Annotated in this window: 18 protein-coding genes; 11 read left to right on the top strand and 7 right to left on the bottom strand. The window is 38.8% G+C overall.

Annotated elements, in window-relative coordinates:
* Positions 1–676 precede the first annotated feature (676 nt).
* Complete coding sequence (locus ACM03V_RS26290) at positions 677–2,191, bottom strand: helix-turn-helix domain-containing protein (protein WP_414623752.1); 1,515 nt, start codon at positions 2,189–2,191, stop codon at positions 677–679.
* Positions 2,192–2,358: 167 nt separating this feature from the next.
* Positions 2,359–2,604, bottom strand: a complete 246-nt coding sequence (locus tag ACM03V_RS26285; RefSeq protein WP_414623751.1) for a ribbon-helix-helix domain-containing protein — start codon at positions 2,602–2,604, stop codon at positions 2,359–2,361.
* A 291-nt stretch (positions 2,605–2,895) separates the two neighbouring features.
* Here ACM03V_RS26285 and ACM03V_RS26280 point away from each other — a divergent pair, with 291 nt between their 5' ends.
* From ACM03V_RS26280 to ACM03V_RS26260, 5 genes are all read left to right on the top strand, one after another.
* Positions 2,896–3,330: a hypothetical protein gene (locus ACM03V_RS26280; RefSeq protein ID WP_414623750.1), complete on the top strand. Its 435-nt coding sequence runs from the start codon at positions 2,896–2,898 to the stop codon at positions 3,328–3,330.
* Between the two features lie 2 nt (positions 3,331–3,332).
* Positions 3,333–3,947: a hypothetical protein gene (locus tag ACM03V_RS26275; protein ID WP_414623749.1), complete on the top strand. Its 615-nt coding sequence runs from the start codon at positions 3,333–3,335 to the stop codon at positions 3,945–3,947.
* A 200-nt stretch (positions 3,948–4,147) separates the two neighbouring features.
* Positions 4,148–4,801 carry a hypothetical protein gene (locus ACM03V_RS26270; protein ID WP_414623748.1) on the top strand — a complete coding sequence of 218 codons (654 nt, stop codon included), beginning with the start codon at positions 4,148–4,150 and terminating at the stop codon, positions 4,799–4,801.
* 181 nt (positions 4,802–4,982) lie between these two features.
* A complete protein-coding gene (locus ACM03V_RS26265; RefSeq protein WP_414623747.1) occupies positions 4,983–5,543 on the top strand; it encodes a hypothetical protein in 561 nt (186 codons plus the stop codon).
* Complete coding sequence (locus tag ACM03V_RS26260; protein WP_414623746.1) at positions 5,540–7,030, top strand: hypothetical protein; 1,491 nt, start codon at positions 5,540–5,542, stop codon at positions 7,028–7,030. Before ACM03V_RS26265 ends, ACM03V_RS26260 begins: the two co-directional genes overlap by 4 nt.
* 148 nt (positions 7,031–7,178) lie before the next feature.
* Here ACM03V_RS26260 and ACM03V_RS26255 read toward each other — a convergent pair whose 3' ends face one another.
* The 3 genes from ACM03V_RS26255 to ACM03V_RS26245 form a co-directional block, all read right to left on the bottom strand.
* Positions 7,179–7,811: an Eco29kI family restriction endonuclease gene (locus tag ACM03V_RS26255; protein WP_414623745.1), complete on the bottom strand. Its 633-nt coding sequence runs from the start codon at positions 7,809–7,811 to the stop codon at positions 7,179–7,181.
* 25 nt (positions 7,812–7,836) lie between these two features.
* Entirely contained in the window at positions 7,837–9,063 is a 1,227-nt protein-coding gene (locus ACM03V_RS26250; RefSeq protein ID WP_414623744.1) for a DNA cytosine methyltransferase, read from the bottom strand.
* Between the two features lie 244 nt (positions 9,064–9,307).
* Complete coding sequence (locus ACM03V_RS26245; RefSeq protein WP_414623743.1) at positions 9,308–9,628, bottom strand: hypothetical protein; 321 nt, start codon at positions 9,626–9,628, stop codon at positions 9,308–9,310.
* Between the two features lie 342 nt (positions 9,629–9,970).
* On the opposite strand from ACM03V_RS26245, the gene ACM03V_RS26240 reads away from it, so the two are divergent.
* From ACM03V_RS26240 to ACM03V_RS26230, 3 genes are all read left to right on the top strand, one after another.
* Positions 9,971–11,266, top strand: a complete 1,296-nt coding sequence (locus ACM03V_RS26240; protein WP_414623786.1) for a MerR family DNA-binding transcriptional regulator — start codon at positions 9,971–9,973, stop codon at positions 11,264–11,266.
* A gap of 108 nt (positions 11,267–11,374) precedes the next feature.
* Entirely contained in the window at positions 11,375–14,584 is a 3,210-nt protein-coding gene (locus ACM03V_RS26235; protein ID WP_414623742.1) for a hypothetical protein, read from the top strand.
* 37 nt (positions 14,585–14,621) lie between these two features.
* Positions 14,622–17,636 carry an RNaseH domain-containing protein gene (locus ACM03V_RS26230; protein ID WP_414623741.1) on the top strand — a complete coding sequence of 1,005 codons (3,015 nt, stop codon included), beginning with the start codon at positions 14,622–14,624 and terminating at the stop codon, positions 17,634–17,636.
* A gap of 420 nt (positions 17,637–18,056) precedes the next feature.
* Here the strand turns inward: ACM03V_RS26230 and ACM03V_RS26225 are convergent, their stop codons facing one another.
* Both ACM03V_RS26225 and ACM03V_RS26220 read right to left on the bottom strand, forming a co-directional pair.
* The gene (locus ACM03V_RS26225) at positions 18,057–18,623 is read right to left on the bottom strand and encodes a hypothetical protein (protein WP_414623740.1); all 567 of its coding nucleotides are present in this window, start codon (positions 18,621–18,623) and stop codon (positions 18,057–18,059) included.
* A 116-nt stretch (positions 18,624–18,739) separates the two neighbouring features.
* Complete coding sequence (locus ACM03V_RS26220) at positions 18,740–19,600, bottom strand: GIY-YIG nuclease family protein (protein WP_414623739.1); 861 nt, start codon at positions 19,598–19,600, stop codon at positions 18,740–18,742.
* Positions 19,601–19,750: 150 nt separating this feature from the next.
* Here ACM03V_RS26220 and ACM03V_RS26215 point away from each other — a divergent pair, with 150 nt between their 5' ends.
* From ACM03V_RS26215 to ACM03V_RS26205, 3 genes are all read left to right on the top strand, one after another.
* Positions 19,751–20,398 (top strand): hypothetical protein, encoded by a 648-nt coding sequence (locus tag ACM03V_RS26215; protein WP_414623738.1) that lies wholly within the window; start codon positions 19,751–19,753, stop codon positions 20,396–20,398.
* 123 nt (positions 20,399–20,521) lie between these two features.
* Positions 20,522–21,466, top strand: a complete 945-nt coding sequence (locus ACM03V_RS26210) for a tyrosine-type recombinase/integrase (protein WP_414623737.1) — start codon at positions 20,522–20,524, stop codon at positions 21,464–21,466.
* A gap of 226 nt (positions 21,467–21,692) precedes the next feature.
* Positions 21,693–22,575, top strand: an 883-nt coding sequence (locus ACM03V_RS26205) for a CHAT domain-containing protein (RefSeq protein ID WP_414623736.1), incomplete at its 3' end; no start/stop codon positions are given.

Below are 22,575 nucleotides of genomic sequence, written 5' to 3'. Positions count from 1 at the left end.
CTTTTTTATATGAAGATATTTTTGACGCGAACAGCAGTTTCCATCCGGGTTGTGGGCTGATGCAGCACTTTAACCGGATATGAAACTTGAAAGAACAAAAAGTAAAAGGGTAGTAATTCTCTGCAAGACTTAGATGCCCTTGTACCTCCTAAAGAAATTTTCATGGTGGTTATCTTTGCACGGAACAATCACTATTAATATCACGCCGCTTTTTTTGCACCTAAAAATCGGCATCAGTTAACTTAGTTAACTTAATTAAGATTGTCTACCAAGCTGTATCTCTTGATTCACACTGCTTTCAAAAAAAACTTATTACCGGATTCTAGAGGTTTCATTACCGGATTCTAGAGGTTTCATTACCGGATTCTAGAAAAGTTGTCTACCCACTCAACGATATATTGAGTATGCATTTGAGCCGTTTTGTTCTCAATAAGCAGGGTAGACAGACGATTTATCAATATCTTCAGCGTTTTGCTTATTGAGAATAGCTTATGGTAGAAAGGTAGACAAAACCCCAGACCTTCTACTGTCAAGGACTTGGGGTTATTAGGTTAATTTGAATGTAGGATTGGTTTGAAGAAAAGTTAAGAAACTGTTACCCGATTCTAGAGAAGTAGACAGCTTGGGTGAGGCGATTTTAGAAAAGGTAGACAAGTAGACAGGTATGAGTGTGGTTTTAATTGCTCATAACTTGGTTTAATTCTGGAGATAACCACTCCCAAAGCCGTTTTAGATGAAGAGGTTGAATTTTACGGGTTCCATTGATCCATTTGCCAGGAAGCGATTTTTGCAAGCCCAACCGTTCTGCTAGATGCGATTTAGTCCATCCTTTCAGTTTTAAAGCTTCTTCCAACGCCCATCCAGGGATTTTTTTTCGGCTGTCTACTGTGAGTTTTTGTTTGGTAGGGTGCGAACGCTTCCGATCGGTGAATACGGTTTTAAGCTTTGGCTCGGAGTGGGGCTTGGACTTACTAACTGGAAGTACAGGAGCGTTGATCGCTTCTAGCTTCTCCTGAATTTTTTCTGTAGGTTTGATAATCACTTTGGCTTCTAGCCAAATATTTAACCACCCGTTAGGTCGTCGCTGTTCTTTTTTATCTTCTAATAATACCAATACCCAAATTGGTTGGATTGATGCTGGGTAAGTAACTGAATCAAAACTAATTTTCCAACCTAAATCCTGTAGGGTTAGGAGAGCATTATCCCACTGCTGAATCAGTTTAATTCTTTTGATGTATCCACTTTTACTTTGAAGTTCTTGTAATTGTGTTTCGCAAAGATATCCTATCCGTTTTAGTAATGTTCTTACCTTATATTCTCCATCAAGTTTAATTCGGCTCATAATGGTTAACAACACGGCTAACCTTGCAGCAATTGGATTTTGATAGGGGTTAATTTGTAAAGTACTTTTAGCTAAAAGTCCGTACTCATATAGCGAACGGTAATTATCTAAATCTTGAAATGGTCGAACCCAGTCATTAGCACTAACAGTAATAAATAACTCTGTAGGGTCATCAAATTCATGGTCAATTTTGTGTGGATTATTATGCTCTAAAATTAAAGACAATTGACCTGTATACTGAAGTTTTAGTTGCCACATAGCTTGAATTTCCGCTGAATATTTCATCCGCTTTAAATCAAGCTGATTAATAGTGATACTTAGGTGGGCTACTTGCTGGGCAAGTAGCCCAAGTTTTTTCAGCTTCTTACCTAAACTTAAATCGGTTCTATTGCTCCAACCAAAAGTTTTAATTAAATCAGTTCCTTTAATAGTAAATGCACCCAACCAAGGTTGATCTAAATCCGTGGCACAAGACGCAAAAACTAAAAACATATAAGCAACTTCTGGGTTAAACTTCTGAATAATTTCCCAGGCTGCATTCCCAGCTATAAGTTCTAGTCTGTTGGTTTCCGGGTTTTCTTTGATGATGTTGTGTTCAATAAAACCTTGACCAAAAAAGCGCCGGAAACAAGGAACACCTTCAATATCATCCCAAAGATTTTTTCCTAAACAAGCTTGCGCCCCTGATAAGTAAGGGTAAGAAGTCATTACGGGAGCATCATCAGTTATTTGAAATAATGGTGGTTGTGTAACGGGGCTTGGGTGCGTACCAACCGTATTATTTTTTTGTTGAAACTCTTTGGCTGATGCTGATTTTGATCGCTTATGTTTATATGTCCTTGTATTCACTAATTTCACCCCACGAAGGAACATTTATCTGCAAAATGTTTTACAAAAGAACGCGCTACACTATGTATTTTAAAAATCGAATCAATAGTGAGTAAGTCCATGTAGTACTCACCCAAGGGGTCAATCGAAAATTTTTCTCTCCGTAGCATTGTTCTAAAAATTTTTGGTTAACCTTCCCCTCCTCTACTACTGCTGGGTGATGGATACTTGTTAGGAAATTTGACTCTCACGGATTGTTCGACTAGAAAGCTTGCCAAGTTAGCTGTAGCACGACCTTCTTCGTCAGCCCATTTCGCTAAATCCTCATGAATCGTATCAGGCAGCACGATTGTGATTTTTTTGCTCATCCATTTATTCATTGCTTTTACCTTGTTGATTTTATCTTCATGAATTCCATAAAATGGCATTGCCATAGAATTGCCATCGAATAATCATAGTATTCTATGCTAGTATTGTTTCGATTAGAAAATTTTTTCATGCCCAAGACGGCTTTTAACAAAGTCTGCTAGAGCAGTGCATCGATTATCCCAGTAACTGAAACTCTCAAAACTGTCCCACCAAGACAACCACGCACCCAATACCTATAGCCTGCATGGGAGAAAGGATGCTGCATGACAATCACCCAACAACAACCTGAATAATGCGAGGAGGTCACGCAGAATCAATGACATCAAAAGTTGACAGTCACCGAGAGTACAGAAACTATGAGGGAGACAACACGACCGCTAAAAGACTTCTACGAATCAAAACTAGGTAAACCGATCAGCGATTCATCTTGGTATCGGGTCTGTGATTGTCTTCGAGGCACTTGTGGAGAAGTTACCAAAGAAAACCTAGAAGTATACGCCAAAATGCGTAGGGCTTGCGCTAGATTACCAATTCAGCTATCAGAATTCATTCAAATATGGGAATCCGTACAAACATTAAAAAATTCAAATTCAGAAGCGATAGTTGGTAGTCAATTTAGAAAAATGCTGACTAGAAATATCCCATCACGGATACCAGACATTACATTTTATCGGTGGTTTATTCGTGCTGGCTTGAATTTCAGGAAGAGAAATGAATACACACCAGAACAACTTATTCCCGTAACAGTTTCAGCTTGGTGTTGGTATTTGAGAAAGTCAAAGGAGCGATAAAAATGGCAGATTTAGTCAAAAGAATTCAGAGCAGGTTATCTAGGAAATCAATTTCAATATCAAAGCAAGATTTGACGAGTGAAATTGCTGCATTGGGTTACTCCCCTCAAGCTTTAGAAGAAGAGGAAATTGATACGATTACCCAATTGCTTTTAGATAAACATCAAAATACAGAATTGACGGTATCGGAACCAGAAGAAATTACATCTGCTTTATCGGACGAGCATCATGCATCTACACCCAACTCAACAGCTATTACCAATCAGCAAAAAGAGCAATTGATATCAGTACAAGCTGAATCTTTGGGTATTAAGCTAGACGAATCAGAAATCACAGATATCTCCCAAACCGTTAACGACTCACTTACCGACTTTGTTAGTGCTGTAGAAACTATCAACTCATCAATCAAAAATTACGCCCAAAGTAAATTTGATGAAGTTGAACAACAAATTGATGCTAGCAACAGCAACCTGCGTGACTATATCAATAAAAGAACTACCACCTTGCAAAGAAAAAGTGTAGAAGGAGCCATAACAACAAAGGAGGTGTTAGAGCAAAAAAGTTCTAGTCTCAAAAGCTTCTCCAAAAGTCTCGCAGCAGCATTCAAAACACAGTAGAGAACTGCATTTTCAAAATTTATTTAGGCTATTAGTAATAATAATTCCTGCTTTATTCCTAATAGATTACTGTTACCAATCAATCAGCTATCACTTTAAATACCAAGCCTACCTAGCTCGTAAAAACCGAATAGAACAATACCAACAGTGGATGCACTATCAATGCACGGAAATACTAACTCAAGAGAGGATTAATCGCTGTGAAAAATACTGGCAAGCTAAAAAACTTGGTTTCTTCAAAATCTCGCCACCTAGAAAAACAACTTCGCGGTAAATTTAACGCTTCTACAAACCTAGTTTATAGAGCATTAATGGGCGATAAAAAAGCACTAAAACTAATAGGTCAAATGGGCAATGATGGAGCAAAAATAAGTGAATTTGCACCAAAAGTTAAAGACAATATGCTAGCTGCAATAAAAGGAACAGAAGATTTAAACACAACTCTTGCAGCTATTTATAAACAAGCGGGTGTAAGTGGAGAACGTATTGAACGAGAAATCCAATCATCCATCCTCGCCGACGATAAACTAGCAAATCAATTAGAAGAATTAAACCTTGACTTTGAAGGAGCTAAAAGCAAAGAAAAATTACGCCATAAACAAGCTACAGAACATATTACATTAAAAGCTTGGATTGATAGACATATGATGAGTATTGATGGCGAATACAAGATGCTGCAAGAAGAATTAAAGACAGAAGTAAGGCAGCAAACAATTGATTTACAACACGATAAAGAATTAGGTAACTATTATCTTGATGCTGGTGACAATGCTAGAGATGATTTAAAACCCAAGAAACAATATGCAGGTCGTTCAATAATTCAAAAGATTAAAGATACGATTCTTGGATTTTAATCAGAAGGAAGAAGGAAGAAGAAAAGATTCTCTAATACTGCTAAAACATTCTTCCCTACTACTTTATTTAGTATCTATGATTCAAGTTTTTGGAAAAACGATACTAAATGCGTTGTAATTCATCAACCATCTTTCTTCTTCAATTATCCAACTTCTAACTTCCCCCAACATTCATTAACATATGATTGAGCAATTTAACGAATTAGAAGAACAAGAACATTCAGAAACTACACCAGATACTCAATTACCCAAAGACTTAATACAGCATTTAGAACAACGAAAAAAGCACAGAAAACAAGTTATTCAAACAACAGAACTGGTACAGAAATATTTCATAAGTTGGTCATTAAGTGCTAGCGGATTTTTTCTCGCACGACTACTATTATTAATCAACGGTGGTGCATCTCTATGGCTTGCAGCAGGATTGTGTTTTTCTATTTGTTCTATTAGTTCAATAGTTGGTTTATCTGGGTTTAGAGCTAATTATAACGACGGATTTGAGGTAGAAGGAATGGAGAAACCAGTAAAAATAATTGGTGGCTTTGTAATTGCTGCTGGAAGCACTTGGCTCGCAATCAAAGATTATCAATACTTCCAGCAAATGACTACAGATAGCGCATATCAAATCAGCGCCGATATTCAGACTATTTATCAAGAAAGACCTTGGTTAGACCCTTGGTTATCAATTGGTATTGCAGCAGGTATAGTACTTGGTTCTTTATTTATTATTAGCAGGAGATGAGTAGAAATAGAATTGAACTATCTACAATTATCATATCAGCAGTAGTCGGGTTAACCGGCTTCTGCTTTTCCCATTCTCGCCAACCATACCCATTAGCACAAATACAATTTTGTCCTAAATCAGCCAATAAAAAAGAGAACATATTAGCCGATAAGAAGAAAGCCAAAAAGCTGAAATACTATGACTTAAAAGAGCAAGAAAAATTAGATAATAAATACTGCCATCAACCAAGATATGTTCTTGCAGAAGAGTGGGATAAATATAACAGTTATGGCTCAATTATTCCATACATGGGTAGCACAATTAGCTTAGTAAGAATTATCCCTAGAGATAACCCTTATCAAATATACGGTAATGTAGCTTCTATTCTTGGATTGTGGGGTATTTCCCTAACGCTAGCTTCTCGCGTCGGTAGGCTTAAAAGAACCGATTACCAATTAGGAGAAGAAGAGAAAAGCACGGCTTATTATAATTGGCAGCAACACAGACGCAAACGAGATATTAAACAACATTCCTGCTCATTACATACAGATATTTTAAAAGACGGCTTAACCCAAGAAGACTTACAGCAAAGAAAAGAATTAGGGCTAACCGACGACGAAAACGAAGCTATTAAAAACCAACTGCAACTCGAAGATTATCTCAAAGCCAGAGCCGTAAATCATTCCCAAATGGACAAACAAATTGCATCCAATCTACTAGATAAACATAAAGCAGAAAAAGAAATAGAGAAGCTACAAAACAAAAAATCATCTCAATCAAATATTACTCAACAAGGAAGCGACAAACAGTTAGTTAATTCCCTAATAGAAGCTCTAAAAACCCATGAAGACGGTTGGCTATATGACCTGATCAAAAACGCTAAACCCCTGTGGCTGATTGGTTCACAAGGTAGCGGTAAAACCAATACCGCTGGTGCGATCGCATTAATTCGTAAATACTGCTTCGATGCACCAATTTACCAACTAATTGATAGACACGCTACCGGAGAAAATTGGGAAGTATGGAAATTATTAGATGCAACATCAAAAGCCGAATCAGAAGAAGAAATCGGACAGTCTTTGGAGGATGCAACTGATAGATGGTTACAGCGAATCAAAGAAAAACCGTCTACAAAACAGCAAATCATTATTGATGAATTTACCAACCTGAAGAAAATTGATAGCTGTAAAGAAGCAGCAATGAAATTCTTCTCAATGCACCTTACAGACACTCGTAAAGCCAAAGAATACTTCATTGGTATCAATCATTATTTTACTAATGAAAGTACCGTAGAAGGAACATTTGAAGCCAGAAAATCGGGAACAATTCAACTTAAAAAGTTTTCCGCCAATGGAGAAACACCATTATCTAGAGTGCAAATTGTACACGGCTTAGTTGACGATAATGGTAACGAATTGGAAGAAGTGGAAAGAACATTACCCAATTGGTTAGAAGCGAATAATATTTATGGGCATTTTAATGGTAGTCCTATAATTTTTGAATAAAATTGGTTTTGAATCTACCAGATTTATTAAAAAAGATTTATAACAACCTTCGCGCTTTCGGGAAAGCGCGATCGCATTCACATTTTACAAACAAACATAAAGCAGCGCGGTTAAAAAGAAAACTATTAACGAGCAATAAATCCGCTTGTTACCGTTCTTCCATCGGACACCCCAAGCGCACGGCTAAATTCTGACAATGTTGCGCCACCTGGGGCTGCAAACTCTCAATAGTAACCGGATTAGCTGGTAACTGTACTGCAAATGACCGTCCGGGATGTATTTCATCCCACATCGAACGCATCTGCGCTCCTCGTCCCTTACCCGGTGCATGGATACCAAAGCCAGAAATAATACTGCACCACACGGGCTGGAAGTGCCGTATTAGCACAGCTTCTCCCCAAGCAACTAAATCAACCGCCATTGCCACGACTGTAAAATCAAAATCCGCAATATCAAGATTGTTTACTTGGCGAATGGAACTTCTATGCTCCCTTAAACGCCCTATCAAGCCTCCCGCAACGCTTCCCTTCCCAGTACGCTTACCTGGATTTTCCGCCTTCCCGATGTAAATTGGCATACAACAGGAGTGCTGATTGGCAGTCCGGATACTTGAGTACAGAGGAAGTTGTCCCCTGTAGTAAAGTAAATAGATACCAACATAGCCAGCCAACTCCTCTTTAAGTTGGTCGAGTTCCGTAAAAGGATAGCATTGCTGTCTAGATTGAAACTCGATTAACTGTTCGCGCAAGGTGGCAGGTGCCTGAAAAACCTCTAAGGGCATGGTAATTAGAACTAGACAGCACTTACTATTTTGATCTGACAGTCGATTTGTTGTAAAGCTTCCCACTGCCCGTATCTTTGTGGCAAACTTCGTGTAAATGGTCGCGGATACTAGAAGCAATAATATAAGCAAGGCTCACAGGTACAGCATTCCCAATTTGGCGCATCGACTCACCCCAGGTACAGGGGAAATAGTAGTCCGAGGGGAAAGTCTGCAACCTCGCTGCCTCCCGTACCGTAAAATAACGCACTTCCCCAGTTGGCAAGGCAAGCATATTCTCACCACCAGGAACACCATGTACCCCAGCTTTCAAGGTTTTAGCTGGCTCATCTAAAGGACTACCTGTGTGTCCTGGATAACTTCTCGCCCCTGGATTATAAACATGATTGGGTATCGATGCAGCTATATCAACATTTTCAGGTGGTGGTAGGTCAGAAATAGCATCGCGGATAGTACACCAGGGGGCAGCCATTGTTCCCAACAAGTTTGGTCCAAATCGTTCCAAACGCGACCGCAATTTTGATGGCATTTCTGGACGGTTCTTACTAGAAATACTGTGCTTTTCCCAATATTCACCTGTTACCCACTTGTGCCAAATCAACGCCTCTTTGGTATTGGTTGGTTCGGGAAATGACCAATTAGTATTTAGATCGGAGCGGAAACCTACTATAAAAACTCGCGAGCGTTTTTGTGGTACGCCGTAATCAGCTGCATTGAGCAACCTAAAAGTAATCCGATAACCAAGGTCATCACTGATACTACTGTTGTGATAACGTTCCAGCCGTGCCAAATGGTCAACCCAAGATTCATCCGGTTTAGGCTCTAGCTCTGGGTGAGCAAGTTGTAGAGTAATATACTCAAAATAATTGATAAAATTTTTACGCAGTAACCCCCGCACGTTCTCAATTAGAAAAGCTTTAGGACGTAATTCGCGTACAGCTTGAAAAAAACGGGGGAACATATCCCGCGAGTCTTGATGGGCACCATGCCTACCGCCAATAGAAAACGGCTGACAGGGCGGACCACCAGCCAGTAAATCTATTTCTCCATTAACGGTAGAATAATCAAAATCCGCCACGTCCATCTGATGGACGCACCAGTCGCTAACAAAGGCAATACCTCGCTGTTGATTTTCGCGGATAGTGTGGCAGCTATGCTTATCCCGTTCGACGAGTGCTAGGTGATGGAAACCAGCCATAGCTGTTCCTATCGCCAAACCTCCGGCACCCGTAAATAACTCTACTGATTTCACGTTTTTAATCTATAAGCGGACGTTGCAAGACATATTTATAGTACACATCGCGCTTCTCGAAAAATATTACCATATGTCCGATCGAGCGCTCACTACGGGTAATCTTTTTGCATTGAATGCAGCCTCGTTCTTACGCCCAAATTCCAACCAGTCGTAATTTGAGCGTCATGACACCTCTTTTGTCGCCTCCCCCAATAAATTTTTATTGCAATTTTGTCCCATTTCCAAAACAAGGAAAACGCAATTATAAAGCTGTGCCTTCCCCACTTTCTTCCGGCAATAACGATTTTGCTATCAAGTACGCCTCATTCGGCGTGAACTTGATATAGCCGCTATCTGAGACAACATGGATGGAATTCCGGATGTGGTTCATATTTTTCTCTTCAACAATCTCTTTTACCAGCTCGCTTTTAACATCCCGAAAAAGCGATCGCACGCCATAAGTTTTTCTCGTAACTACTGTCCAAGCTCTACATTCGTGGTAAACTGCCTCGGCAAAGTGTTGGGCTGCATACTCTGCTTTTTGCAGTTGAGTTAATTCCTGAGCATCATTAAATTCTTTCATTGCTTACCTCCAAGAATTCAGGAGTAGATGTCACTGTGTATTTGGCTGGAATCGGTCTAGATGTCCGCGCCAAAAAACAGCAATCTAATTGTACATTAGTACTACAAAAGTAGAAAGAAAGCGGCAAGCTTGGTTAAACGCGAACAAGCTAGACAAGGAAGGTGTTCTACTGATAAGCAATGCAAGCAACACACTTATTTAAGCTGAAGCCATTAATAGTAGGTTTGATGAGCTAAAAGTCTAAGTATGTAAGTTTTTCAGCAACTACACAGAATTATTTTGTAAAAATGCATAGGTTTGCATAGGAAAAACTATGCATTTGTGTTATTTTAGAAAACAAGAATTGAGGAAAAAGCTATTACAGAGTATGTAAGTCCCAAAGAGGCAGCACGACGGCTGGGGGTGAGTGTAGATTCCTTGAGGCGGTGGGAAGCAGCGGGCAAGATTCATGCAATCAGGACACCATCTGGGCAGAGGAGATTTGACATAAACTCTTACGTACCCGGTACTAAACCTAATCGCAAGACAAAGGCAAGTTCAAAAAATGTAAAGACAACGGATGATGAATCAACTCTACGTCAAATAGCTAAGGGGGTAGTGCAGTATGCACAACAAATTCAAAAGCAGAAACTTTTTCCTTATCCACCTGTTCTGCAACTGGGAGTAGAAAAGTTACAAGCTTTTTGTGTGATGCAAAATAAAACCCAACCTCAAGGGGTTCCAGAATTTCTCAGTAATTGGGGGGAACTTCCTATAAAGGATTGGACTATTGAAATTAACTCCCCAGAAGAGTGGAAGGATGTTCGATTTATAGAAGACCAAAAGCCTAGTGGATTTTGTATTGAGTTAGACGGGTCATATATTAATGAAGCCGACAGAATTCAAAAGGAGGTGATGGAAGAAGTGTTTAAAAAGTCGGCAGAAAACCCAAGCTTATATGTAGAGTTTCGCCGTTTACTTGTCACCCATCCTGTTATTACAAAAGGAGACTTAGATGTTAAAAGTGTTCTCGAACTTAAGCCATTACAAAAAGTATTAGAAGATAGCTATTCAGTCGCTCCAGTTTCTTACAAAAAACAGGGGAAGTTTTACTGCTGTGGTTACTGTGGTGGGTTAATGCATCGGACTACGGACAATCAATTAAAGTGCGAGAATAAGCATTGCAAGAAACAAAGGAAAGAATCAGTTCCTTTTGAGTGCGATAAAGATGATGAAGTTTTATGGCTAAAAAGGGGGCTGCGATATTTTGTTCACCGTCCTGGGTGTGCGGAATTAAGAATAGAAAAACGCATCAAAGAGTTAGAGCTAGAAGTTACTCTTTATCCTGATTGTGATAAATACGACTTGCATATTGTCTTTCCTGATAAAACCGTCTGGGCAGTTGATGTCAAGTTTTGGGAATCTGCATATAACTTAGCAAAGAGCGTTAACGAGCCTATCCCTAAACTTCCTCATCAGCCATATAATGAAGCATTTTTTGTCTTTGCTGACGAAATTAAAGAATACGGGGACGAGTATATTCAAGAATTTATAAATCATTGTCCAGTTCAATTTAAAAAGTCACAGGTAATGTTTGAAGATGCTTTTATTCAAGAAGTTGAGAAAAAATTAATTCGTTGTCAATCGCTAACAATTTGATGAATATAGCACTTCGATTTTCTTTATAAAATCTATTGAATTAGATATTTGTAAATTATTAATACGTTCATAAAAATTCAGAATGCCAATCATGAGAAATGCATAAATATGAGAAATACAAAGGAATGGCGAAATCGACTAATCAAAGAAGGATTAGACGAAATCTTATGTGATGTGGAATTGGGACTATATTTATTAAGTTCTTTAGTTCCAAATGCACCTGCAAAAATTCTCTGGATATTACTAACAGGTTATCCTTTTTCTATCCCAGAATTCAAAAATTGGAACCATTCGCAGCATAAAATGTATGCCTCTGCACGTCATTTGCTGACAAATTACAGAAGACCATATCTGTGGGATGAAGCACTTAAAAATTATCGCTCAGAGCCAGTAGATAGGCGAGGATATGAAGTATCTGAATCTCTAAACGATTTCCAAATAAATACCAATATAACAACTGCAAATTTTAGATTTGACGTATATGCTAAAACCTTAAAATCTTCTATCCCATTGTTCAAAAGACACGAAATAAAATGGGCTGAAGCTGACCAAACATATAAATGTAAAGTTAACGGAATCATAGAAACAATTACAATTCCTTCTGCACTAGTAAAAACTCCGCCAAACGGTCACGATTTAACTAGTAATCAAAGGCGCGAACCTATAAGTATAACTTGGAAAGAACTGGAAGATACCGCAGCATGGATGGATAAACAAATTAAGAAGCGGGGGCTAAAACCACTGTGGAAAAATTGGATAAAGAATACCAAATTTCAGGTATTTGGTGATAACGATTGTTTAGTTCCAGTCGAATCCCTGACTATAAATAGGATGATGCATCTGGTAGGGATGGTATCATCAGGTAAATCAAATTTAATGAAAGTTCTGGCAGTTTGGTCAGCAAGAAAAGGACTGCACGTTACGTTAATAGTAGGAGATGTTCTCCAAATATTTGAATTGGCGAAGACTTTTGCTGATGTAGGAATTACCAATGTCGCTCCAATATTAGGAAATTCAAACAGAAAGAGTCATATTAATCGCTTGCATCAAGCTGTTTACAATAACCATCCAGAAGAACCATTTAATCAAATTCATACTGGCTTTCAATGGTTAGGTAATACTTGCCTGTTAAGTGGTTTGGTTAAGCCCGAAATGACAAAACCTTTTGAAATAAATCAACAACCTTGTTCGTCTTTAGAATTAATTAATTTGTCAGAAGCAACAGACACAGAAAATGATGAGCCTTCGGAGAAACAGTCAAATTCATCCCAAGTAAAAGCGGCTTGTCCTGCTTATAGTGTATGCTCTTACCATCAAAAAGAACGTGACTTAGTAAAAGCTTCTATTTGGATTGCTACACCAGGAAGTTTAATTTACAGTAGAGTACCACAACAGATAAACCGAGAAAGTTTACTTTATACTGAGTTGGTTTGGAAGCGTAGCGACTTAGTAATTATAGATGAAGTAGACCAATATCAAGCTTATCTAGATAAAGCATTTAGCCCCGAACAAACATTATGCCGACCAACAAGAGATGCTTGGTTGGATAAAGTTTTACAGAAAGTTGACACTGAATTAAAACGCCAAAATTCTCAACCACTTAGCAAAAAAATTGCTAGTGATTGGTGGGATGCTTGTCAACAAGCTAAACGAGTAACAGACCAAATTTATTGGATGTTAGGAGGGGATTGTCCTGAATTAATTCAATGGCAAAATAATAAAAAATATTTTACCGATTGGTTACTGTTGCGAGAAGTTGCTATTGATTTAGCCGGAATTGAAAATGCCGACAATTTAATGAAGGATATATTTGAACCTTATATAAATAATTTAGATTACGATAAAGACTCACTTTTTACACTAACTCATAAAGGTAGTGGTAAGAAGGAAGCTCTTCGTAAATGGGTTGATGAAAAAGCCACAATTCCTTTAGAACCCCAGAAGAGTCAAGAAATAGCCATTAAGTTAGAGTTTGCTTTATTAGTTTGTGTTTTACAACAGAAGCTCCGTTTCATGATGAGCCGATGGAAACAGGTACAAGAAATTCTTAACCTAGAAGCAGAAGATTCAATGTGGTTTCAGGCACCACCCGCCGACTATAATTCTGTAATCCCAGCAATGCCAATGGGAAATCAGTTTGCATTCCAGTATCACAAATCTTACAAAGCACAGTTAGGAAGTTTGCGATTCTTCCGTTGTACGGGAGTTGGTCGTTGGTCGCTTTTACACTTCAATGATTTATTCACCAGTGACAACATCGCAAGTCCTCACGTATTGCTGATGTCAGGAACCAGTTGGGCGGGTAAATCTCCGGCATACCATGTTGATATACCAGTAACCGGAGTCCTGTCGCCAAATACTGGTAAGGAATTTTCAATCTACTCAGAATTTTTACAACTATACGATAACCAAAATAAACCAATTTTTGTATCAGGAACAGGGGATAAAAAACAGAAGAATTTGGAGAAAATTGTCACTAAGTTAGTAGAAGAAGAATATCTTGAGCAAAAACTAACTGACCTTAAAGGACGGAAAATCCTACTAGCAGTTAACAGCTACGAACAGGTAAAAATAGTCCACGACCATCTAATTAGTTTAGGTTGGGGAAACCGAGTTATAGCATTAATAAAAGATGATAATAAATCTGAGTGGTTAGATGATGACTCAGAAAACGAAAGTTATGACACGTTGCAACGAGGACGAGTATCTGAGTTAGCTTACAAACCTGACAAAGTAATTTTAATAGCTCCGCTAAAAGCAATGGAGCGCGGTCACAATATTGTTGATGAAAATGGCATGGCAGCAATTGGGGCTGCTTACTTCCTGGTTCTACCCCACCCAAGCCCTGACGACCTCAGCTATGCAATTCACTCCATCAACCGTTGGGCAATTGAAAACTATAAAACAGCTACAGGGAAAAATCTTGAGGAGTTAGGTACTAATTTTCGAGATGAAGCTTATCGTCAATGGCTGCGGTTGCTACATCTACCAATAAGACTAAGAACCCTTGATGAAGAGAACCTAAAAGCGATGCATTGGGATATTACCGTTTCTCTCTGGCAAGTGGTAGGTCGTCTGATTCGCGGTGGTAGTAACGCAGAATTATTTTGGTGCGATGCCAAATTTGGGCTAAACGTTGCACAGATGAACGAACAAGAAGATACACCTTCAACCAGTATCCTTGTTGGTATCCGAGATTTGCTACAGCCTTATTTTGAAGACTCAGAGGAGCAAACTAACAAAATTGATAAGCAAATAGTTCAGGCACTTTATCGCCCATTTTATGACGCGATCGCCAACACCAAAAATCTTTTCTGATATTTTTTTATAAACATTTCACCACCTAATTTAATTTATGTCAGCTCAATACAACAAAATTCGCCTGTGCGCTTTCCAACTCAAACACGACTTACCTGAAAAACAATTTTATGCACTGAAGTTCCCACAAGAAGCCAAAGATTTAATCAAAAATCTTGTTGCAGTAAGAGACAATCGTTCCAATAACAAAGTAAGTATTCCCATTACATCTCTCAATGCTGCTCTGAGGGCAAGCATACCCGGTTTAATTTACATTGGTAAAATTTGGGAGAAATTTTGGTTATATAGCCCAGCTAAAATTCCAACAGATAAATTATTAGTAATTTTTTCGCATTGGCTAGATACTGAGTTTCCTGATGAGAACCCCAGCAAACCCAAAAAGGGGATAACTTATGACCAACGAGAAGCCGTAATGCGGGTGTTATTGTCCCCCAACAATTTCAAGTGGGAATCGGTGACTCTCAAAACAGAATTATGGAAACAGTTTGATAACGGAACTGCCGATATTACCGAGGATGCAGATAGTTTTATTCTATTGCCTGACATTCTCGCAACACAACTGAGTGACCCAGATTTAAAGTTCAAATTGGATGATGAAACAATTCAATTTTATCGCTGTGCGCCATCGGAAGGAGGAGGAGCGGAATTGATATCTTTCCCTCCTCTGCCACACACGCACAACAAACGTAATTACTATTACTCAATAGTTCTGACTTTAAAAGTACAAACTGTTCCGTTCCAGCCATATCCCCAACTGCAATGCGATATGAGCATACGGCGGTGGTGCAGTATGAACGATACTCGTTTGCTACTAGGAGGACAAGCTAGCTCTGTATATATTCGTACCAAGGTTAAATGGGGCGAAAAGATAAATCCTTATGGGTATACCGAATACTTTCAAATTGCTCCACTGGTATGGAAAGGAGAGCCTAAATGGGATAATAATTTAGCTAGTTTATTAGATAAATTTAACCCTCTTTCTTATACTCCACAAGAAATTTTAGCTAATCCCATACAATCACTTAATATTCAGGATATTCCCAACATTTGTATTACTTATAAAGACGGGATAATTCCAGGTCATAAAGTAGGGAAAGGATTACCACCAAAGAACCGTCGTCAATTAATTGAACAAATTGCATTATCGTTAAAAGATGATTGGGAGTTAATAAACTATGAGCGGTTTCAATATAAAATTAATACCAAAAAATCCGCTAAAATATTTGACTTACCTAAGCCAGATGGAACATCTTGGACAATGGGTGTCCCAAAAAGAAGAAAAGCGGAATCAGAGGAGCAATTCAAAACTCGGTATGAGAATCTATTAAAAAAACAAGAATTAGATAAAAATAAACTTCTTCAAAAAAAAGTTTCGGAATCATCAGAAAAATTCCAAGTTAAATACGATAAGCTTTTAAAAAAGCAAGAATCAGAAAGGACAAGTTTTTCTAAAAAAGAAGCTGAAACAGATGAAGAATTTGAAGTGAGGTATGAAAATTTATTAGCACAATTTGCAGAAAAACTTAGTTTGGAAGGGAAAAGACTTTGCGAAGCCATACGTAACTGTATTGGTAAAGAGCTAACAATTGAAATTTGGTACATTAACTCCTCAACACGCGATGCACTTATAAAAGCAGTATGGTATTGCCTGGGATTGAAAACATCAACAGCAAATACTCATAAATTCCCAGATATAGATTTGACTGTAACTATACGCACCCAAGCAATAGGTAAATTGGCAGAACGTTTACCTTTATCTACAGATAATAAGAAGAAACCAACTTCCGGACCACGAGAAAAAGCTATCAACATCCGAATGGATGAAATAGCAGAAATAGTTAATAAAATGCCACCTGTAACAGGAAGAGTAGGAGTATTAGTTGAATTGTATGGTGAAAACCATTGGAAACCTGAATGGACAGACCCCCAAGCAGCTATCCGCTTAGGCTTTGCTCAAGAAAAAATTGACAGAGTATCAAAATTTATTGTCCCCGAACATGAGGAAGTTAAAAATAAATATGAGAAGCTAGCAAAAGAAAAAGGTAGAGAGTTAAACAACCGAGAGCGAAACGAAATTAAAGAATTACAAGAAGAACTACCACAGAAAGCGATAACTTCTTTTTTAGACCTACTACGTTCGCTGGGAGTACAGATAGCTCCGCCACGCATAGTTATCCCATCAGCAACACTTCCCGACTCTATTAATTATGTTGGTTTGTGGTTGGTTGACCGCACTTCTAAAACCAGCGCTCATGGGAAACAACAACTTATACCAATTATGGTAAAAATGCGTTCCGATTCCCAAATAATTGAAGCTACTTTTAATGGTTTATCTAATTGGATACCCTACGATGAAGCCTTGAGAAAAATAAACACAGAAGGAATATCCATCACAGGTGATAATAACGAATTAAAGAGGGAGATAAAAGGATTTCTTAAACGAATGCTGCAAAGCAAAGAATTAAGAGGTAAAGATACATTACTCCTCTGCGATGCTCAAAATATACGAAGATATTGGACATGGTTACAAGATAAACAAATATCCCAAGAAGGGGTAGTTTTTGGTACGGAATCTCCTCAATTAATGCCAAAACTTAGCGTAGTTCGAGTGCGCCAGGATGGGGAAACACCAGAATGGTATGCTCTGCATAATACAAAAAAGCAGAAGGTAAAATTGTTTGATAATTTGGTAGAACTTGAACAAATAAGTGTAGCAACAGAGGGACTATTTTATTTGGACAATAATGAACGTATATTTCTCAGTATTGGGGAAAAATCTAATACAATGCCAAAAGAAAAGCTTGATTTCAGTAAGTTTGATAAACCTCAACTCCACTGGTCAAACCCTGCAATACTTGAATTAACAGTAGCTTGCATACAACCAGGAGATAAGCCAGAGCATTGGGCAATATTGACACACGAATTACGTCGGATGGCATTGCAATACAAAGATACTCTAGCTCGCCCAATTGTTCTCCACTTAGCAGCACAGATGGCAGATTACGTTTTGATGGTCAGTGAAGAAGATGAACGTATCATACTCACAAGTTGATCTAAATAAGAAGCTTTGAGTAATATACCTTCCGAGTAATAAAATTCGAGATATAAACCATCTATGCACGAAAGGTTCGTGCATTAATCATTGTACTCCAAATTACTTAAGGATAATTGAACAATATTCCCAAACGCTTAATGAAAAAGGGTTAAGCGTTAGCACAGTTGGTGCTGGTTCTTTCCAAGGTCCTTACTTTTGGGCTGTGGAAGGTGATGATAAACCACTATCGGAACGCGCTAAGGAATCGCTTTTGAATAATAAAATTTAGGTGTCGGCAAATCACATCAACCAAACATATAAATTTTTATTTTAACGACACAAAAACGTAACCATAACTGGTAAAAGTTTTGATATCAGCACGAGTAAAAGCGTAACCGCCTTTTCATTATTGTTAGTCTGCTGAAGAATAGACTTAATTTACCTTCGCCTTTTGCGCTGTTCATTCATCCATACCTCAATTTCTTTATATGAACCGAACTTCCCCGCAACTTTAGATTCAGTAGGAGTCTCGAAGGCATAAATTCCAAGTTCATTTTTTAATGCCAATTCTAGCTCTTGAACTCTACGTCTTAAATCTGATAACGCCTCTTTTGAAGAAAACTCTTGTTCCAACTCCATATCTGATTTCTGAGATAATTCAATTAGGAATAACCTTAGCTTGTAACTAATGCTGCCTGTAGGTCCACTAAACAAAATTGCATTCTTAGAAGTCCATTCATGTATTTCAGAAATAAGGTCTTGTACAGCTTTTTTCGAGATTTTATTGAACTGAATTATCCTTATAAACTTGCTTAAATAATTGTAAAGCTCAGGATATAGCTCAAGACGTTTTTCAAAAAGCTTACTGCTGAATTGATGTTGAATCTCTGCTCGTAATTTCTGAATCTCTAAGTTTGCTTGTCTATAACTAGTAATATATGAGACAAGTACTGAGACGAAAACGCCACCTAAAGCAATCAGAGCAGCAATTACCTCTTTGGGCATTTCAGAAATTCTCCTTTGCTAAGTAATCTGGCAAGTTGATTTCATCGTACTGTATCGGAACAATCTCAGCTACCGAGGTAAACCAAATGTTACTAAGCCTGCTGAATAAAGCCCTACTAAATAGTTGGTACGATACATCTTAGTATTGGTCGGCGATAATTAATATAAGCAACAGATGTTAAACTTTTCTTACCCTCACTATTAGTATAAGTAGACTCTTCTGCTAAAGATAGTTCATCAAAAATACTAAAGTCTTTCAATGCCTTTACCTTCACCTCATTTAGTTCCGCTTCACCTATATATCGCGTGCGTGCATTCCTATTATTTTCAAGGTATTTAAAAAACTCCCAATCAACAACAATAAATTCAAATCTATAACCGCCTAAATTATAAGTTGACACCCATGCCTGAGTATATAATTGCTCATCTTTACCACAATAGTATTTATAAATACTCCATGCTTTCCTAACTTCAGAAGCATATCTCTTCCGCATCGAATTGTAAATTATTTGCTCATCATTAATATTTCTACATATTAAAAAACAAGTTGTTCCATCTGAATCTTCATATTCGCCAACCACTACAGAACGAATTACCGGAAACAGCGTTGTTAGCTTATTTAATACTTTTAACAATCGCTTAATTTCTCGCTCAACTTGCGGTTGTTTTGGCAAATATTTCTTAACCTTACACCCGTTTAATTCGGGTCTAAATAAATCAATATAATACCTTTCTCGTTCGTCTAAGCTATAGGAAGGAAATTCTTGCCAGTAAATGCGGTGACACAACTTGCGGTTAGAACGAATTAATTGCGGATACCTGTGATGAGTTCTACCCATCCACCGATTTTTAAGGTTTGCAGCTTGCCCCACATACCATACACAATCATTAGCATCAATAATTATATAAATTCCAGAACTTGACGGTAGAAGATTACGTTTACTAAAAGCAACGCTAGCCCAATTTTTCCATTCCATAACAATCGAGACATAAGCACCCTACTTACCTAGAATTCCCATTGCAGGTTGGACGATTTACACAACAGATGAAGCTTTATATTTAATTTTCCGTAAAATCATAATATCCGTTGCATTCTTACCCACTTCACCCAAACGGAGTAAAGCTAATTGCTCCCTCGTACCCCACTGCGTTATAAGCTATATATATACGGTATGTACCTGGGTGTAGATATGACGCGGGTAGAGCGCGAGTCAATGAATTTCAAATTGCCCAAGCCCTTAGCTTCCGCGTTACGTAAAGCAGCTTCTCCACAACCGGGTAAAACCGCCACGGATATAGTAATTCGGGGGCTAATTCACGAACTCGGAGAAGTACCGGGTGTGGAGCAAAGCGCGGAAACGCGATTGCAGAAGCTAGAATCCGAATTAATTCTACTAAGAAGTAGCATCAACGAGAAAGATAACACCCCTACAGATTCCCGTACTGAAGAAAAGTTCGTTGCGCTCAACAATCGGGTAGCAAAGCTAGAAGGGGCGTTGGGAGCCATTCAACATAATAATTTTGGCGCATCAAATAATGGAAGACGATACAAATCATCGGGCAATCCTTACAACCAAAGCGGACGACCGGCACAATTGGAGCCGCTTGACGAACAAAAGTTAGCATTACGACTTAACGTCAACATTCCGACGCTAAAAGAAAAACATGAAAGCTTAACTCCATCCGAATTCGCGGAGTGGAGTAAAAATCGCGATCGCGCTAAATATATGTGGCGGTTTAACGAAAAAGATAAACTTTACCACCCGGTTAAATAAAGGAGACAACGGCATCAAAGAACGGATCTTCAAATTTTCACGTTATGCGCCTACTTTCATTGCGAATAGTCTTGCCCCATGCGTGGGATAATTGGTTTTTAGAACTCATATTCTGATAAATCCATGCGTCCAGGGGTAGTTACGACGGTAATATTAACGGAGCCACTTCCGCTGACTTTGCATCCAGCGGCGGTGTATCTCGATAGTCTTGCCCCCGGTTCTCGTCCAGCTATGGAACAAGCTTTAAATGTAATTGCGAAGCTTTTGAGTAATAATTCGGGCGATTACATGACTCTTGATTGGGCATCCTTACGGTATCAGCATACTGCTGCGGTGCGTTCTGCTTTGATGAAAAAATATGCCCCGGCAACGGTAAATAAGATGTTGTGCGCCTTGAGGAGGGTACTTGAAGAAGCTTTTAAGTTGGATTTGATGGATGCACGCCAATACCAAAAGGCTGTGGATTTACGCTGTGTAAAGTCTAGCAAAAAGCAGCAGGGTAGGGCATTAAAACAAGAAGAAATTAAAGCGTTAATGCGGGTATGTCAAGAAGATTCTTCTGTGCTTGGTGTCCGGGATGCGGCTTTAATTTGGATATTGCGGTGCGGGTTAAGAAGGGCGGAAGTAGTAAATTTGAATTTAAAGGATTTAGATGTCACGACTGGGGAGTTGGAAGTTATTGGTTCCAAGGGCGATGTCGATAGAACGGTGTATATGTCTGCGCTGGCAATGGCGGCTGTAACGGAATGGCTTGGTGTACGCGGTAGGCGACCGGGACCTCTGTTGCATCCTTTTAGGAAGGGGGGTTTTACAGATTACAAGCGCATGACTCCGCAATCTGTGTTGATGATTTTGAGAAAACGGGCAACGCAAGCGTCCGTTGAGCGATTTAGTCCCCATGATTTTAGAAGGACGTTTTGTTCTGATTTGTTGGATGCGGGGGTTGATATTGTTACGGTGCAGAAATTAGCCGGACACGCTTCTCCTGTTACTACGGGTAGGTATGACCGACGCGGGGAGGAGACTAAGCGCAAGGCGATGGAAAAATTAGATATTGGTTATACCTAGAGCTTACTAAGTTCTTGCTTTGCAGTAATAGCTAGATTAATATCATTATTAGCACAAGCTAATGCTACAGTGGCTTCTTCTAATTCATAATTAGTATCATTCTTTTCAACAGTTTCAGCCGTTCGGAAGAGACAGGGTTTTGGTAGTAGGTATTTCCGGAATTTAATTATAGCTAAGTGAATCAATGTTATTAGTTATCATAAAGATCCAGTAATTACCCGTAGCTATGGCGAAAAACTGCTTGCGAATCACTCATCAAGGCGAAAATATCCAACTTTCCTGGCAGCGCGGGCAAGCAGCACCTCGATTTGCCGATGCGGTAACATTTGAGCATCCATTTAACAAAAAAGCTTTAACAGATTTACGCTGGTATTTAGAAGAGTATTTACGCTTTCCTTATGGCATCTTCCCAGATGACGCTGCAAAAATAGAGCAAAAATTACAGACTTGGGGAGAACAATTATTTAACTTGGTTTTTCGCAGTAGCGAGAAAGCGCGGGAGTTTTTTCAAGCTGCTACTTATGATGGTTTGCATAACTGCGAATTGGCGATCGCATCCGATGATTTCGCTATTTTAAATTTACCTTGGGAGTTGATTTATTCTCCTAGCGACAGACAATTTCTTGCACCTTCTTTGGCGGGAATGTCGCGTAGTTTGAGCGATTATGCGGTAAGGGGAGAAATTCCGACACTACCTCAAGATAAGCTAAATATACTTTTGGTAATTGCTCGTCCCTATGGGGAAAGAGATATTGCTCTAAAAACTATTGCGCGTCCGCTGCTGGATTCTATAGCAGAAATACGTCACAAAGTCAATATAAAAGTATTGCGTCCCCCCAGTTTTGAAGAATTTGAACGGGAATTAAGCGCTAACAAAGGATTTTATCACATCGTCCACTTTGACGGACATGGAAATTTTGACCCCAACAGCCAAGGGTTTCAGCATAGTTTGGGTGGTTTGGGACAAGGAGTATTGGTATTTGAAAACCTTGATGGTTCACCGCAGGTTGTGACAGCAGCACAAATTGCTCAGAATTTAGCAGATTGTGGCGTACCGATTTTTGTATTGAATGCTTGTAAATCGGCAAGGGAAGGGGAAGATAAATTTT

Origin of the sequence: Calothrix sp. CCY 0018 (assembly GCF_963920925.1) — a bacterium.
GTDB lineage: Bacteria > Cyanobacteriota > Cyanobacteriia > Cyanobacteriales > Nostocaceae > Rivularia.
Note: the sequence above shows the minus strand (reverse complement) of the source record. Positions and strands in the feature narration are given on the sequence as shown.